We start from the raw sequence: 15,833 nt of genomic DNA, 5'->3' as shown, positions 1-15,833 counted from the left end.
TGAGAGCGTGACGCACGACCACGACCTGGTACTCCGTCCCACCGAGGCCCAGACGGCCGCCGCCCTGGCACCGCCGCCGGGGCGGACGGGCGGGGACCTGGTCGTGGAAACGCTGCGCTCACTCGGCGCGACCACCGTATTCGGGCTGCCCGGGCAGCACGCGCTGGCCGTCTTCGACGCGGTCGGCCGCTCGGACCTCCGCCTCATCACCCTCCGTACGGAGAACAACGCGGGCTTCGCCGCCGACGCGTACGGCCGCATCACGGGCGAGGCCGTGCCGCTGCTGCTGTCGACGGGCCCGGGGGCGCTGATGGCCCTGCCGGCGCTGGCGGAGGCGGCGGCCGCGTCCTCGCCGGTCATCGCCATCTCCTCCCAGGTGCCCGTGGCGGGCCTGGGCGGCGGCCGGCAGGGGTACCTGCACGAGCTGCGCGACCAGTCCGCCTCCTTCCGGGAGGTGGTGAAGTCGGTCCACGTGGCCCGCACCCCCTCCCAGATCCCGTCGGTGGTCGCCGCGGCCTGGGAGTCGGCGCTCACGGCCCCGCACGGGCCGGTCTGGGTCGAGATCCCCGAGGACGTCCTCCGGTCGGAAACCCTGATCCCACAGGTCACGGGCATGGACGCGACCCCGCACGAGCTCGCCCCGCGCCCGGAGCTGACGGCGCTGGCGGCGCACTGGCTGTCGCGGGCCTCCCGCCCCGTGATCATCGCGGGGGGCGGCGTGATCCGCGCGGACGCGGCGGGCAAGCTCAAGCAGCTGGCGGAACGCCTCCACGCGCCGGTGGTCACCACCTTCGGCGGCAAGGGCGCCTTCCCCTGGACGCACCCGCTGTCCCTCCAGTCCTGGCTGGAGGACCGCCACATGACCGACTTCCTGGAGGACGCGGACGTCCTCCTCGTCGTCGGCTCCGGCCTCGGCGAACTGTCCTCGAACTACCACACGTTCTTCCCCGAGGGCCGGGTCATCCAGATCGAGGCGGACCTCGGCAAGCTGGAGTCCAACCACGCGGGCCTGGGCATCCACGCCGACGCCCGCCTGGGGCTCCAGGCCCTGCTGGAGACGGTGGCCGAGCGCGAGGACCCGTACGCCCCGGACCGCGTCCGCATGGTCCTTTCGGCCATCGCGGACCGGCTGTCCGGTCAGGACGTCGCCCTGGAACAGGAACTCCTGACCTCCATCCGCGCGGCCCTGCCGGCCCGCTCCCCGTCCTTCTGGGACATGACGATCCTGTCCTACTGGGCGTGGTCGGCCTTCGACGCGAAGCACCCCAACACCATGCACTCGGCCCAGGGCGCGGGCGGCCTGGGCTACGCCTTCCCGGCGGCCCTCGGAGCGGCCGTCGCGGAGCCGGGCACGCCGGTCCTGGCCGTCTCGGGCGACGGCGGCGCGATGTACTCGATCGCGGACCTGGCCACGGCGAAGCAGCACGACCTGGCCGTCACCTGGCTGATCGTGGACGACGGCGGCTACGGCATCCTGCGCGAGTACATGACGGACTCCTTCGGCCGCGCGACGGCCACGGACCTCACCCGCCCCGACTTCGTGGCCCTGGCTCAGTCCTTCGGCGTCCCGGCGTCGACCACCACCGCGGAATCCCTCCGCGAAGACCTGTCCAAGTCCCTCTCGGAGCCGGGCCCCTCGGTCCTGGTCCTCCCCACGGCCCTCAAGATGTTCGCCCCGACGCACGTTTAGGGGGCACGTCCGCGGCTCGCTAGGGTGACGTGATCACGTCGGGCGGGGTTCAAGGGGGAGCAGTGTCGTTCGAGCAGGAGTGGGCCGGACACAAGCAGGCCGCGGCCGAGGCCCCGTCGCCACAGATGAGACTGAACCAGGTCCCCGCCGATCAAGGCGGCTCGGCGCCCGCTGGGTACGGGGTGCTGGCCACGGCCCCTCCCGAGAAGAAGAAGGCGGCCAACACCATCGAGAACGTCCTGCAGCCCGGCACGACGAAGGCCGCGGACGCGGCCGACGAACCGACCACGAACGCGGTCAAGGCATTCAGCGGCTGGGACACGGCGGTGGGCCTGTCGAAGGCCCACACTCAGTGGGACGACCAGGTGAAGCGCCTGATGGCGCGGCTGAACTCGGAGAAGACGGCCCTGCGCGGGGCGTCGAACCTGTTCACCGGGACCGACCAGCTGACGGGGCAGGGCTTCCGGCCTGTGCAGTCCAAGGTCTCGGGAGTGTAGGGGAGACATGCCGAGTTATCACGAGATCATGCAGACGGACCTCTCCGCGCTCACCACGGCGGCCGAGGGCTGGAAGTCGATGGCGACGCAGTTCAAGACCATGGAGGACGTGTACGAGAAGGAGGTCCAGAGCGTCTCCGCCGGCAACGGCTGGCTGGGCAGCAGCGCGACGACGGCAGCCACCAACTCCTCCATCACGCGCGGTGAGTTCGACGCGGCCCAGACCGAGGCGCTGGCCATGGAGTCGCTGCTCCGTGACGCGTTCGCCCGGTTCACGGAGCTCAAGGGCCGGGTGACATCGGCCGTCGCGGACGCGGTCGAGGCCGGCATGAAGGTCTCGGACGCGGGCATCGCGAGCTACGACTACAGCAAGGCCGACCCGGGAACCGCGAACGCGGTGCGCCACGATCCCGACCTGCGGAACGTCGAGCAGTCCTGGACCAGCCGGATCGCGGACGCGGTCAAGGCGGTCACGGAATTCGACGCGGACGTCAAGACCGCGCTGCTGAGCGCGTCCGGAGCCGACGGCACCGCGATGTTCGGCTTCAACTCCAAGCCCGTCAACGACGTCGAGGCCGTGGAGGCGCTGGCCCTCACCCAGAAGATCCGTGACGGCAAGGCTTCCCCGGAGGAGCTGCGGCACTACAACGACGTCCTGAAGCAGAACTCCGGGGACAAGCACTTCAGCGAGGCGTACCTGAACTCGCTGGGGGCCAAGGACACCCTGCTGCTCGCGGACCAGATGAACCTGGCGTCCAACGACCGCGGTGCGTCGGCGGCCGACAAGAAGCTCTACGAGTCGATCAACTCCGGTCTCGCGGGGACGATCGCCTCGGGTACGAAGGACCCGGAGAGCTACGCCTACAAGCCCTTCGTCAACGGGCTCAAGGAGCTGGGCGACGACAACCTCGCCAAGGGCGCGCGGCCGATGCACGGGTACCAGGCCCTCGTGACCCTCATGGGGAACGGCGACGGCTACGGCAAGCAGTTCCTCAACGACATCGGCAACGGCATCATCGAGACCGAGAAGTCGAAGCCGTACGTTTTCAACCACGCCTTCGACGCGGCCCGCCCGAACCTGGTCCCCGACCCGCTGGACAGCCTCCTCGGCATCATGGCCAAGGACCCGGCCTCGGCCGAGTACTTCCTCGACCCCGCCGCACCCGGCAACAAGAACGACCACCTCGACTACATGCTCACCGACCGCGAATGGCCGACCGAGTGGCTCTCGGGCGGCTACGGCAACATGGACCTCGAGAACCCGAACAAGGCGGAAGGCCTGGGCGCGGCCATCCAGGCGGCGGCCACGGGCCACGCGGACGGCGAGAAGCTCGGCCCGCCCGGGCCGCACACCGAGGGCCAGGCGCGGGTGATGCACAACGCGATCCAGCTGCTCGACGACGGCATGAAGGGCGACGAGTTCAAGGAGGACCTGGAGGGCCTGCGCGAGCCGATGGCGAGGGCACTGGTGGACTACGTGGCCGACACCCACGAGATCCTCGGCGGTAAGAACACCGATCTGGGCGGTCACGCGGGCAGCGACTCCATCTATGGCTCGGGTGACAAGGCCCAGATCGCGGTCGGACAGGGCAGTCTGATCCGTGTGATGCGCGGCATCGCGGACGACGGCCCGTCCTACGGCCTGATGGTCCAGGCGGAGCGGGCGTATTCGGCGGAACAGCTCGCGACTGCCGTGCCGTTCAAGGCCGGATCTCCACACGATGCCAGTATCGACTGGGACAACCGTGCGCACGACATCGGAGCGGCATCCGGAGCCCTCAACGGCATCGGGGCCGACGTCTACAAGGACAAGGAAGACGACAAGGTCAAGTGGGCCGAGGGTACGGCCGAGTACACGGCCGCGAGCGTGAACGGGCTCATCGGCGAGATCCCGGTGGTGAGCACGATCGGTGGCTCGCTGATGGACGCGGCCAAGTACGACTGGGTCGAGGGTGTCAAGGACGCGGCCGAGGAACTGAGCAAGAAGGAGTCCAGCGACAACTACTCGGCGGGCATGGACGGGACCAACAAGCTGTTCGACGCATGGAGGGACCAGCGGCAGATGGACGGCAACCCGGAGGCCGAACACGCTCAGAACGAAGCGGGCGAGGCCTACACGAGCGGGCGGGAGGCTGCCCGTGCGCACCTCCGGCCCTGACGTGCGGAAGGCTTTCGCAGGGTCGGCGCTCGCGCTCCTCTGCGTAGTGACCCTGGCATCGTGCACCTCGGACGATTCCGCGTCGAAGTCCGCGGACCCCTGCGGGATCAGCCCGTCCTCGGAGGAGGAATCGCTGGTGCGCGAGGTCCTCGGGAAAGAGGACTTCGCGACGAAGGCCTACGGCAGCACGAGCGTCTTGGTGGACAAGATGGAGCGCGCGCTGCCGAAGATGCCCAAGAGGGACACGTTCTACACGAACGCATGCGGATACAGCGTGGGTGGAGAGCAGGGCGACTCCGGTGTGACCTTCCTGGCCGGGTGGCTTCTTCGGACCTCCGAACTGCCCTCTTTCCCCAACGACGTGTCCTACGAATTGAACGGTGCGCGCGGTGTAGCGCGAAGCAGCAGCTCGACGCTGCTCGTCCCGTGCGACCTGCCCGGTGAGCTCGGGGCGCAGTCGCAGAAGGTGTGGCTCACAGCGGACACCACGTACAGGTTCAGCCCGTCCCGGCCGGACGTGGACCAGGCGACCAAAGGCCGGCGTATGACCCTCACCTACCTCATGGCCCGTCGCGTCACCGAAGCCCTCGGCTGCGAGAACAAGCCCCTGGAGCAGGCCCCCGTGGTCAAGCCGGCGCCCAGCCCGTGAGGTAAGGGGGCGGCCCCCGAGCCGCGTCGGCCTCTGGCGCGGTCAGGCCGCCTCGTGCTCCTGAGCGGTGAACACGACCGTGGACGTCTCGCCGACGAGCTTGAGGTTCAGCTCGGACTCCATGGCCCGCGCCAGCCGTGCCAGCAGCGGGACCGTCGGCACGGTGCCCCCGAGCTCCAGCTTGGACACCTGCGGCTGCGTCATCCCGGCCCGCCGCGCGAGCTCGGTCTGCGAGATCCCGAGCTCGGTCCGCCGGTCGTACACGGCTTGCCCGTTCGTACCTCGATGCCGTCCTCGTGGCCGGCACGCCCATCACCGAGCCCGACACCGGGCCCGGCGGGATCTACGCCCGCCTCGCGGAGCTCGGCGTCGGGCCCGCCCGGTTCCGCGAGGAGGTCCGGTCGCGGATGCCGGGTCCCGACGAGGCCGCGAGCCTCGGGCTGGCCGCCGGGACCCCCGTCGTGCTGGTCGCCCGTACCGCCTTCGCCGCCGACGGGCGGGTCGTCGAGGTCAACGAGATGGTCCTCGACGCCTCCGCCTACGTCCTGGAGTACGACTTCGAGGCCTAGCGAGGGCTGCGGTAGGGCACCGTAGGGGAGGACCGGTCGAGGGTCGGCCGGTCGACCCAGGGGGAAACCATGCGGGCCCGCGCCTTAGTACTGGTACTGACCATGGGCGGTGCCGCCCTGCTCTCCGGCTGCTCGGGTGGATCCGGAGCCGAAGCGTCGAGCCCGAGCGTCAGCCCGACCCCGAGTGCTTCCCCGACGCCGACGCCGACGCCGACCGCGAAGCCCGAGCCGACACCGATCGGCGCGCTGGTCGTCCTCTGGTACGGGCAGGGCGGCTCCGAGCGGTACAACAAGATGGTCGACGAGGCCCGCTCCTCCCAGGGCGCGCACGAGCAGGGCCGGGCGGTCATCGACTTCCAGTACCTGTCCGGCGCGCTCCGCGAGGCCGAGGCGTACCCGAAGATCCCCGACGCCCCGAGCCAGGAGGTGTGGGCGAGCGCGCTGGAGCACACCCGCAGCGGCATGGCGAGCGTCCTGGCCGCCTCCTCGCTGGCCGCCTCCCCGCTGCCCGAGGACGAGGCGCGGGAGGTGGAGGCCCTGGGGTGGGAGAAGATCGGCAAGGGCCTCGGCGAGCTGAAGGACCTGGACACCCGGTTCCGCGGCTTCGGCGCCCTGCCGCTGAAGGACCCCTGGAAGGACTAGGGCTCGCCCCGATCGGGCGCTCCCCGGGTGCGCCGGAGGCGCCCTGCGTACACGTTCGAATTGTTGCGGTGGGATGAAATCCGCCGGTCGGGGCGTTGGCGCTTCCGGCAGGACAGGACGAACGGGGAGGCATCACGTGACGGCGGCTGGGGAGAAACAGGGCTGGGGCAAGCGGCTGGCCGCCTACACCTGGCGGTACAAGGTCAATGTGCTGCTCGCGCTCGGGTCCTCGCTGGCCGGTATGGCCGTCATGGCGCTCGTGCCGCTGGTCACCAAGGTGATCATCGACGACGTCATCGGGGGCAGGACCAAGCCCATGGGGCCCTGGGCCGCGATGCTCATAGGCGCGGCCCTGCTCGTGTACGTGCTGACCTACATCCGCAGGTACTACGGCGGGCGGCTCGCCCTCGACGTCCAGCACGACCTGCGCACCGACATGTACGACAGCATCGCCCGCCTCGACGGGCGGCGGCAGGACGAGCTGTCCACCGGGCAGGTCGTGGGGCGGGCCACCAGCGACCTCCAGCTCATCCAGGGCCTGCTCTTCATGCTGCCGATGACCATCGGGAACTTCCTGCTGTTCGGGATATCCCTCGGCATCATGCTGTCGCTGTCCCCGCTGCTGACCCTCGTCGCGCTGCTGATGGCCCCCGCCCTCTGGTTCATAGCCAAGCGCAGCCGCAAGAAGCTCTTCCCCGCCACCTGGTACGCCCAGGGCCAGGCCGCCGCCGTCGCGACCGTCGTCGACGGCGCCGTGACCGGCGTCCGCGTCGTCAAGGGCTTCGGGCAGGAGGAGCAGGAGACCTCCAAGCTGCGCGCCGCCGGACGGCGGCTGTTCGCCGGGCGGATGCGCAGCATCCGGCTCAACTCCCGCTACACCCCCGCCCTCCAGGCCGTCCCGGCCCTCGGGCAGGTCGCCATGCTGGCCCTCGGCGGCTGGATGGCCACCCGGGGGCAGGTCACCCTCGGCACCTTCGTCGCCTTCTCCACCTACCTCGCCCAGCTCGTCGGCCCCGTCCGCATGCTCGCCATGGTGCTCACCGTCGGCCAGCAGGCCCGCGCCGGCGTCGAGCGGGTGTTCGAGCTCATCGACACAGAGCCCGTGATCCAGGACGGCGACCGCGAGCTGCCCGCCGACGCGCCCGCCACCGTCGAGTTCGACGACGTCCGCTTCGGCTACGACCCCGAGCGGCCCGTCCTCGACGGGTTCTCGCTCTCCGTCGAGGAGGGGGAGACCGTCGCCCTGGTCGGGTCCTCCGGCAGCGGGAAGTCCACCGTCTCGCTCCTGCTGCCGCGCTTCTACGACGCCGACCACGGCGCGGTCCGCGTCGGCGGGCACGACGTGCGCGAGCTGACGTACGCGTCCTTGCGCGGCGCCATCGGGCTCGTGCCCGAGGACTCCTTCCTCTTCTCCGACACCATCCGCTCCAACATCGCCTACGGGCACCCCGAGGCCACCGAGGAGCAGATCCGCGCCGCCGCCCGCGCCGCCCAGGCCGAAGGCTTCATCGAGGCCCTGCCCGCCGGGTACGACACCAAGGTCGGCGAGCAGGGGCTCACCCTCTCCGGCGGCCAGCGCCAGCGCATCGCCCTCGCCCGGGCCATCCTCACCGACCCCCGGCTGCTCCTCCTCGACGACGCCACCTCCGCCGTGGACGCCCGCGTCGAGCACGAGATCCACGAGGCCCTGCGCGGCGTCATGGCCGGCCGGACCACCCTGCTGATCGCCCACCGCCGCTCCACGCTCGCGCTGGCCGGACGGATCGCCGTACTCGACCACGGGCGGCTCTCCGACATCGGGACGCACGAGGAGCTGGAGCGCCGCTCCGCCCTCTACCGCAGGCTCCTCACCGACCCCGACGCGCTCGGCGCCGGTTCGCCGCGGACCCCGGACGCCCCGGCCATGGCCGAGTTCGAGAGCGAGCTCGACCGGAACATCGAGCGGGACATCGAACTCGAAGCCGAGATCGACTCCGAGCCCGTCAACGCCAAGCGCCGGGTCGCGGGCGGGATCACCCCCGAGCTCTGGCGGCGCCGGGAAGACAAGGCCGGGACCGCCCCCGCCGCCGGGAGCGGCGCGCCCGGAGCCGGACACTCCATGGCCGGGGCCGTCGCCGGAATGCCGGCCACCCCCGAACTGCTCGCCCAGGTGGCGGCCCTGCCCCCCGCCGACGACGAGCCCGACGTGGACGAGGACCGCGCCGCGGCCGCCGAGGAGAGCTACGGCCTGCGCCGCCTGCTCCGCGGGTTCTGGGCGCCGCTCGCCGTCAGCCTCGGCCTCGTCGCCGTCGACGCGGGCTCCGGTCTGCTCCTGCCGATCCTGATCCGGCACGGCATCGATCAGGGCGTGGAGAAGGCCGCCCTCGGCGCGGTCTGGGCCGCCGCGGCCCTCGCCCTCGCGGTCGTCGTCGCCCAGTGGGCCGCGCAGTTCGCCGAGACCCGGATGACGGGCCGCACCGGCGAGCGCGTGCTGTACGCGCTCCGCGTCAAGATCTTCGCCCAGCTCCAGCGCCTCGGCCTCGACTACTACGAGCGCGAGCTGACCGGCAAGATCATGACCCGGATGACCACCGACGTGGACTCCCTGTCCAGCTTCCTGCAGACCGGCCTCGTCACCGCCGTCGTCTCCGTCTTCACCTTCTTCGGCATTCTGGTCGCCCTCCTCGTCCTCGACGTCGAGCTCGCGCTGATCGTCTTCGCCACCCTCCCGGTGCTCGTGATCGGCACCGTCGTCTTCCGCCGCAAGTCGGTCGCCGCGTACGAGCTCGCCCGCGACCGGGTCAGCCTGGTCAACGCCGACCTCCAGGAGTCCGTCGCCGGGCTCCGCATCGTCCAGGCCTTCCGCCGCGAGGGCTCCGGCGCCCGCCGCTTCGCGGAGCGCAGCGACTCGTACCGCGAGGCCCGGGTCCGCGGCCAGTGGCTGATATCCGTCTACTTCCCCTTCGTCCAGCTGCTGTCCTCGGGCGCCGCGGCCGCCGTGCTGATCGTCGGCGCGGGCCGGGTCGAGGCCGGGACCCTGACCACCGGCGCGCTGGTCGCGTACCTGCTCTACATCGACCTGTTCTTCGCCCCCGTCCAGCAGCTCTCCCAGGTCTTCGACGGCTACCAGCAGGCCACCGTCTCCCTCGGCCGCATCCAGGGCCTGCTGCGCGAGCCCACCACCACCCCCCGCCCGGAGCGGCCCCGCGAGGTCCCGGAGCTGAGCGGGGAGATCGCCTTCGAGGACGTCCGCTTCCAGTACGGCACCGCCGAGGAGCGGGGGGAGCCGCGCGGGAAGGAAGCCGAGGCGCTGGCCGGAATAAGCCTGCGCATACCCGCCGGCCAGACCGTCGCCTTCGTCGGCGAGACCGGAGCCGGCAAGTCCACGCTGGTCAAGATGGTGGCCCGGTTCTACGATCCGACCTCCGGCCGGATCACCGCCGACGGCGCCGATCTGCGGGAGCTGGACCTGACGGCGTACCGCCACCGCCTCGGTGTCGTCCCCCAGGAGTCCTACCTCTTCCCCGGGACCGTCCGTGACGCCATCGCCTACGGGCGGCCCCGGGCGAGCGACGCCGAAGTGGAGGCCGCCGCCCGCGCGGTCGGCGCCCACGACATGATCGCCACGCTCGACGGCGGCTACCTGCACACCGTCGCCGAGCGCGGACGCAACCTCTCCGCCGGCCAGCGCCAGCTGATCGCGCTGGCCCGGGCCGAACTCGTCGACCCGGACGTGCTGCTGCTCGACGAGGCCACCGCCGCCCTGGACCTGGCCACCGAGGCCCAGGTCAACCAGGCCACCGACCGGCTCGCGGGCAAGCGGACCACCCTGGTGGTGGCGCACCGGCTGACCACCGCCGCCCGCGCCGACCGGGTCGTGGTGATGGACCGCGGCCGGATCGTGGAGGACGGCACGCACACCGAACTCCTGGCGCGCGGGGGCCGCTACGCCGAGCTGTGGCGCACCTTCGCCGGCGAGGACGAGCGCGCCGCGGCCTGACGGCCGAAGGGCCGGTGCCCGCCGATGGCTCAGAGCTCGCCGAAGAGCAGGTTGCCCGGGGCGTCCTCGTCGGTGCCGATGTAGTACTCGCGTACGGCGTCGAGGAGTTCGTCCACGGTCAGCGTGCCGTCGCCGTTCTTGTCGATCCGCTGGAACAGTGCCTCGGCGTCGGCGGGGCTCAGCTCCGGGTTGAAGACCTCCTGGGCCCTGTGGAACTCCTCGGGGCTGATGCGCTGGTCGTCGTCCTTGTCGACGACGGTCAGGATCGCCTGCACCATCGGCCGGAACGACCGGTCGTAGGCGGGCCCGCCCTGTGCGTACAGGCGCGTCATGCCCGCCTTGTACTCCGCGGGCGTGACCTTGCCGTCCCGGTTCGTGTCCAGCTCGGTGAAGAGGTCCTGCCAGAAGTCGGCCAGGCTGCTCATCACCAGCTCCGCCTTCCGGGAGTCGGGCTGCTCCCCGAGGGCGGACAGCAGGCGGGAGCCGAGAGCGATGACGTCGTCGGCGTCGATCACACCGCTCCCGTCGGCGTCGAAGTGCGTGAAGGCGCGCTCCAGCTTGCGGTCGAGCAGGTCGTTCGTCATGGCAATTGCCCTTCGTGACTACGTTGAGAGGCCTCTTGGTTACCTAGCGTAATCGGCCGCGGGATCGCGAACTCGCGTTCTCCCGCTGCCGGGTTGGGGATGCACTCGTACGAGGTAGGGGCCCCGGACCCTTGCCGACCGCAACCTTCCGGGCGGACTGGGCGTCGTACGTGCGTACGCACGTGGTACGTACGGCCGAGTGGGGGACAGGGTGTTGCAGGGGTGGAGGGGGTGCCGCCGGTGGGCCGTACCCCTCGGGGTGTTCGCGGCGGCGTTGTGGCTCTCGGTCGGGGGGCTGTTCGCGGCGCCGTCCGCGCAGGCGGCGTCGCCCGCCCGGACAGGGGCGGTGATCGGGCGGAGTGCGCCGGCCGTCACCGGCGGCTGCGCGGGCCGGCTCGCCAGGACGCTGCCGATCGCCGCGGGTGAGGTGCGCGTGTACAAGAGCCGCACCCAGGCGTGCGCCGTGGCCGTGGCCCGGGTCCCCGGCGAGCGGCGGGACATGGCGGTGAGCATTCAGCCGCGCGGCGGGGCCCCGATCCGCGATATCGGGCGATTCACCCGGTATGCCGGGCCTGTCACCGTGGGTGCGATCGGCCGGTGTGTGTATGTAAAGGGGAGTGTGGGGGCCGGATCCGCTGATTCCGGCTGGATCCTGTGCTGAGTGACCGGCCCAACTAGGTCTGTTCAGCGGCGCGTTCACCCCGCTAGGTTCACGGCGACCGAAGTGAACTCAAGGGGAGGGTGAATGCGCAAGACGCTCGGATGGCTGCTGTCGCTCGTGGTGCTGATCGGCACCATGGGCGCGGCCGGCTTCACGGCACAAGCGGCCACCGCCGCGGGGCCGGCGGCCGCGACGGACATCAAGGACCAGATCCTCGGCATTCCGGGGATGAGCCTGATCGAGGAGAAGCCGTACCCCGGCTACCGCTTCTTCGTACTGAACTACGAGCAGCCGGTCGACCACCGGCAGCCGTGGAAGGGCACCTTCAAGCAGCGCATGACCCTGCTGCACAAGGACGTCTCGCGGCCGACGGTGTTCTTCACCTCCGGCTACAACGTCAACCCCAACCCGCGCCGCAGTGAGCCGACGACCATCGTCGACGGCAACCAGGTGTCGCTGGAGTATCGATTCTTCACGCCCTCCCGGCCCGACCCGGCCAACTGGGCGAACCTGGACGTCTGGCAGGCCGCCAGTGACCAGCACCGCATCTTCACCGCCCTGAAGAAGATCTACACCAAGAACTGGCTGGCCACGGGCGGCAGCAAGGGCGGTATGACGGCGACGTACTACGAGCGCTTCTACCCGCGCGACATGGACGGCATCGTCGCGTACGTCGCGCCCAACGACGTCGTCAACAACGAGGACTCGGCCTACGACCGGTTCTTCGCCAAGGTCGGCACCAAGGAGTGCCGCGACAAGCTGAAAGCGGTGCAGCGCGAGGCGCTGGTGCGCCGCGAGCCGCTGGAGGCCAAGTACGCGGCCGCCGCCGCCGAGAACGGCTGGACCTTCACCACCGTCGGCAACCTCGACAAGGCCTACGAGGCCGTCGTGCTCGACTACGTGTGGGCCTTCTGGCAGTACAGCCTGCTCTCCGACTGCGCCGCCATCCCGGCCGCCGCGACCGCGAGCGACCAGGAGATCTGGGACACGGTCGACGCGATCTCCGGCTTCTCCGCCTACACCGACCAGGGCCTGGAGACGTACACCCCGTACTACTACCAGGCGGGCACGCAGCTCGGTTCCCCGAACATCAAGCAGCCGCACCTGGCCGGCCTGAGCCACTACGGCTACCAGCCGCCGCGCAACTTCGTGCCCCGCGACATCCCCATGACCTTCCAGCCGGCGGCCATGCGGGACGTGGACAACTGGGTCCGCAAGAACGCCGACCAGATGCTGTTCGTGTACGGGCAGAACGACCCGTGGGGCGCCGAGCCGTTCCACCTCGGCTACGGGGTGCGCGACAGCTACGTGATGATCGCGCCGGGCGCCAACCACGGCGCGAACGTCGCCAAGCTCCTGGACGAGGAGAGGGCCCTCGCGACCGCGAAGATCCTCCAGTGGGCGGGGGTGGCCCCGGCCGCCTCGCTCGCCGACGCGCGGCAGGCGGCGCCGCTGGCGGCTCCGGACGCGCAGCTCGACCAGCACGACCTGGAGCGCGAGTCGCAGCTGCGGCCGTAACACGCTCTGCCGGGCCGCGGGCCGACGCCTAGTACGTCAGCCCGTGGCCCAGCGGGTAGCGGCCCGGGACCGGCACCGGGAGGCGGCCGGCGGGCCGTACCGCCCCGGTGAGCACCCGGGCCGCCGCCCGCATCTCCACATCCGTCCAGGAGTACGTCGCCACCTCCGCCGCGCAGGCCGGGAGCCGCGCCGAGTCGTACGGGTTGCGGATCGCCACCGCGATCACCGGCACCCCGGTGGCCAGCAGGCCGGCCACCAGAGCGCGCTGCGGATCGTCCCCTTCGAGGACGTTGTACGTGCACACCACCACCGCCGCGTGCCCGGGAGCCGCGGCCGCCGCGCGGGCGGGCGGCAGGGCCGTGGCCCGGCAGCCCAGCGCGGTCAGTTCCCGGGCGAGGACGGCGGTAGGCGGCCCGGTGGTGCCGCTGGGGGAGACCGGGTCCGCCCCGGTGACCAGCAGCCGGGGCGCGGCCGCGGCGTCCAGCGGCAGCAGCCCGGCCGGATTGGCCAGCAGGGTCGTCGTGGCGGCCGCGATCTCGTCCGCCGCCGCCAGGTGCTCCGGGACGCCGACGACGGCGTCGACCTGGTCGTCCGAGGTGCCCGCGTCCCCGGCCGAGATGCCCGCCTCCGAGATGTCCACCTCCCCGGCCGAGGTGCCCATGTCCCCCGCCGAGGTGTCCGCGTCGTCGAACAGGCCGCGGCGCGCCTTCAGTTCCAGGATCCGCAGCACCGACTCGTCGATCCGCTCCTCCGTCAGTTCGCCCGTCTCCACGGCCGCCAGCACGCTGCGGTACGCGAGCCCCAGGTCCGGCGGGTTCAGCAGCTGGTCGCAGCCCGCCTTCAGCGCCAGCACCGGCACGCGCTCGTTCCCGTACTTCTGGCGGACCCCGGCCATGTCGAGCGCGTCGGTGACCACCACCCCCCGGAAGCCCAGGCGTTCGCGCAGGATCCCGGTCACGATCGGCCGGGAGAGGGTCGCCGGGTCCCCCGAGGGATCGAGGGCGGGGAAGACGATGTGCGCCGTCATGACCGCGTCCACGCCCGCCTCCACCGCGGCCCGGAACGGCGGCTCGTCCAGCTCCTCCCAGACGGCGCGGGTGTGCCGCATCACCGGCAGCCCGACATGGCTGTCGGTCTCCGTGTCGCCGTGGCCCGGGAAGTGCTTCGCGGTGGCCGCGACCCCGGCCCGCTGGTAGCCGCGGACCTGGGCGGCGACGAGCTCCGCCACCGAGCCCGGGTCGGCGCCGAAGGACCGTACGCCGATCACCGGATTGGCCGGGTTCACGTTCACGTCGGCCACCGGCGCGTAGTCCTGCCGGATGCCCATGGCCGCCAGCTCGGCCCCCGCGATGCGCGCGGCCCGGCGGGCGTCGGCGGCGGAACCGGTCGCCCTGTGCTGCGCTCCGAGCGCCATCGCCCCCGGGAACAGCGTCGCGGGCTTGCCGATGCGGGCGATGATGCCGTGCTCCTGGTCGGTGGAGAGCAGCAGCGGGATCCCGGGGCCGGTGGCGAGGGCGGCCTGCTGGAGCCCGGCCGACAGCGCGGCGATCTGGTGCGGGGTGCGGGTGTTGTGCGCCCAGGCGAAGTAGATGATCCCGCCGAGGTGGTAGCGGGAGACCACCTCGGCCGCGGTGCGCACCCCGAACAGCTCCTGGTTCTTCTCGGCGTCCGCCGGGTCGGGGTCGGTCGCCGCGTGCCCGTACACCCGGGAGACGAAGAGCTGCCCGACCTTCTCGGCGAGGCTCATCCGCTCCACGAGGCGGCGCAGCGGCGCGTCGGGCACGCGGCCGGGCGGGAGCGGGCCGGGGGCCCGGCGGGCGCCCGTGGCGCCGGCCGTGACGGCGGCCATGGCGGCCGCGGCGAGCAGGGTCCGGCGGGAGGCGTGGTACGGCACGCGCCGGACCCTACTGCCGGGCCGCGCCCCACGGGGCCCGGACACTCGGGAGGTCCCCCGGATGACGCGTCACGCGGTCCAGTGCTCCTGCAAGGTCCGCACGGCCTCGGTGATCGCGGGGCGGCGGGCGGCACCGGTCCGCCACAGCGCGTACAACCGGCGTACGGGGCCGGGCTCCAGCGGCACGGCCACCGCGCCCGGCGGCAGCCCGCCGGTGCCCAGCCGGGGCACCACGGCCACCCCGAGCCCGGCCGCGACCAGGGCGACGATGGTGTGGTTCTCCTCCGCCACGTGCGCGATGTCGGGCTCGAAACCGGCCGTGCGCAGGGTCCGCATCAGCCAGTCGTGGCATACCCGTCCGGGCGGCTGGCACACCCAGCGCTGGCCGCCGAGGTCGGAGCGGCGGACGACCTGCCGAGCGGTGAACGGATGCCCGGCCGGCACCACCAGATCGCAGAGGTCGTCCCCGATCACCGCCTGCTCGACCCCCTCGGGGGCCGGCAGCGGCGCGATGTCCCAGTCGTGGGCCACGGCCAGGTCGGTCACGCCCCGGGCCACCAGGTCCACCGACAGGTGCGGGTCCACCTCGGTGAGGCGGACGTCGAGCGCCGGATGACGGCGGGCCAGATCGGCCAGCACCCCCGGCAGCAGCCCGCGCGCCGCGGAGGCGAACGCGGCCACCGTCAGCAGCCCGCTCGGCTGCCCGCGCCGCTCCTCCAGGGTGGTCTCCGCGCGCTCCACGATCGCCAGCAACTCCTGGGCCGTGTCCGCCAGATGGCGGGCCTCCTCGGTGAGCGCGACCCCGCGCCCGCGCCGCTCCAGCAGGGTGGTGCGGGTCTCCCGCTCCAGCTTGGAGATCTGCTGCGAGACCGCGGAGGGGGTGTAGCCGAGGGCGGCCGCGGCGCCGGCGACCGAGCCGTGGACGGAGACGGCGTGCAGGGCGCGCAGCCGGGACAGGTCGAGCATGCGCCAATCGTAAGCAGTGCTTCATC

11 protein-coding genes and 2 pseudogenes are annotated in these 15,833 nt (G+C 71.9%); 9 read left to right on the top strand and 4 right to left on the bottom strand.

What is annotated here, in order from left to right; translation table 11 throughout:
- Window positions 1–7 precede the first annotated feature (7 nt).
- The 4 genes from ACGFYQ_RS25765 (at window position 8) to ACGFYQ_RS25750 (ending at window position 4,994) form a co-directional block, all read left to right on the top strand.
- Window positions 8–1,690 (top strand): thiamine pyrophosphate-binding protein, encoded by a 1,683-nt coding sequence (locus ACGFYQ_RS25765; RefSeq protein ID WP_393747711.1) that lies wholly within the window; start codon window positions 8–10, stop codon window positions 1,688–1,690.
- A gap of 62 nt (window positions 1,691–1,752) precedes the next feature.
- On the top strand, window positions 1,753–2,187 hold the full coding sequence (locus tag ACGFYQ_RS25760) for a hypothetical protein (protein WP_393747709.1): 435 nt from the start codon (window positions 1,753–1,755) through the stop codon (window positions 2,185–2,187).
- Window positions 2,188–2,194: 7 nt separating this feature from the next.
- Window positions 2,195–4,345 (top strand): hypothetical protein, encoded by a 2,151-nt coding sequence (locus ACGFYQ_RS25755; protein ID WP_393747707.1) that lies wholly within the window; start codon window positions 2,195–2,197, stop codon window positions 4,343–4,345.
- Window positions 4,346–4,391: 46 nt separating this feature from the next.
- On the top strand, window positions 4,392–4,994 hold the full coding sequence (locus ACGFYQ_RS25750; protein WP_393747705.1) for a hypothetical protein: 603 nt from the start codon (window positions 4,392–4,394) through the stop codon (window positions 4,992–4,994).
- Between the two features lie 42 nt (window positions 4,995–5,036).
- Here ACGFYQ_RS25750 and ACGFYQ_RS25745 read toward each other — a convergent pair.
- Window positions 5,037–5,267: pseudogene (locus ACGFYQ_RS25745) on the bottom strand (helix-turn-helix domain-containing protein); the annotation flags it as partial.
- Here ACGFYQ_RS25745 and ACGFYQ_RS25740 point away from each other — a divergent pair.
- The 3 genes and pseudogenes from ACGFYQ_RS25740 to ACGFYQ_RS25730 all read left to right on the top strand — a co-directional run.
- Window positions 5,261–5,563 (top strand): annotated as a pseudogene (locus ACGFYQ_RS25740) (UTRA domain-containing protein); the annotation flags it as partial. The pseudogenes ACGFYQ_RS25745 and ACGFYQ_RS25740 overlap by 7 nt on opposite strands.
- Window positions 5,564–5,632: 69 nt before the next feature.
- Window positions 5,633–6,205, top strand: a complete 573-nt coding sequence (locus ACGFYQ_RS25735; protein ID WP_393747703.1) for a hypothetical protein — start codon at window positions 5,633–5,635, stop codon at window positions 6,203–6,205.
- Between the two features lie 73 nt (window positions 6,206–6,278).
- Entirely contained in the window at window positions 6,279–10,184 is a 3,906-nt protein-coding gene (locus tag ACGFYQ_RS25730) for an ABC transporter ATP-binding protein (protein WP_393747701.1), read from the top strand.
- Between the two features lie 29 nt (window positions 10,185–10,213).
- Here ACGFYQ_RS25730 and ACGFYQ_RS25725 read toward each other — a convergent pair whose 3' ends face one another.
- Window positions 10,214–10,768, bottom strand: a complete 555-nt coding sequence (locus tag ACGFYQ_RS25725) for an EF-hand domain-containing protein (RefSeq protein WP_393747699.1) — start codon at window positions 10,766–10,768, stop codon at window positions 10,214–10,216.
- Between the two features lie 259 nt (window positions 10,769–11,027).
- On the opposite strand from ACGFYQ_RS25725, the gene ACGFYQ_RS25720 reads away from it, so the two are divergent.
- Window positions 11,028–11,429, top strand: coding sequence for a hypothetical protein (locus tag ACGFYQ_RS25720; protein ID WP_393747697.1), 402 nt, complete (start codon window positions 11,028–11,030; stop codon window positions 11,427–11,429).
- 84 nt (window positions 11,430–11,513) lie between these two features.
- A complete protein-coding gene (locus tag ACGFYQ_RS25715) occupies window positions 11,514–12,947 on the top strand; it encodes an aminopeptidase (RefSeq protein ID WP_393747695.1) in 1,434 nt (477 codons plus the stop codon).
- A gap of 28 nt (window positions 12,948–12,975) precedes the next feature.
- Here the strand turns inward: ACGFYQ_RS25715 and ACGFYQ_RS25710 are convergent, their stop codons facing one another.
- Window positions 12,976–14,796, bottom strand: a complete 1,821-nt coding sequence (locus ACGFYQ_RS25710; protein WP_393748088.1) for a glycoside hydrolase family 3 protein — start codon at window positions 14,794–14,796, stop codon at window positions 12,976–12,978.
- Window positions 14,797–14,910: 114 nt separating this feature from the next.
- A complete protein-coding gene (locus tag ACGFYQ_RS25705) occupies window positions 14,911–15,807 on the bottom strand; it encodes a LysR substrate-binding domain-containing protein (protein WP_393747693.1) in 897 nt (298 codons plus the stop codon).
- Window positions 15,808–15,833 lie beyond the last annotated feature (26 nt).

It is taken from the genome of Streptomyces sp. NPDC048258 (assembly GCF_043201995.1).
Classification (GTDB): domain Bacteria; phylum Actinomycetota; class Actinomycetes; order Streptomycetales; family Streptomycetaceae; genus Streptomyces.
The sequence above is the reverse complement of the archived record's forward strand: the minus strand, read 5'-3'. Positions and strand labels throughout refer to the sequence as shown.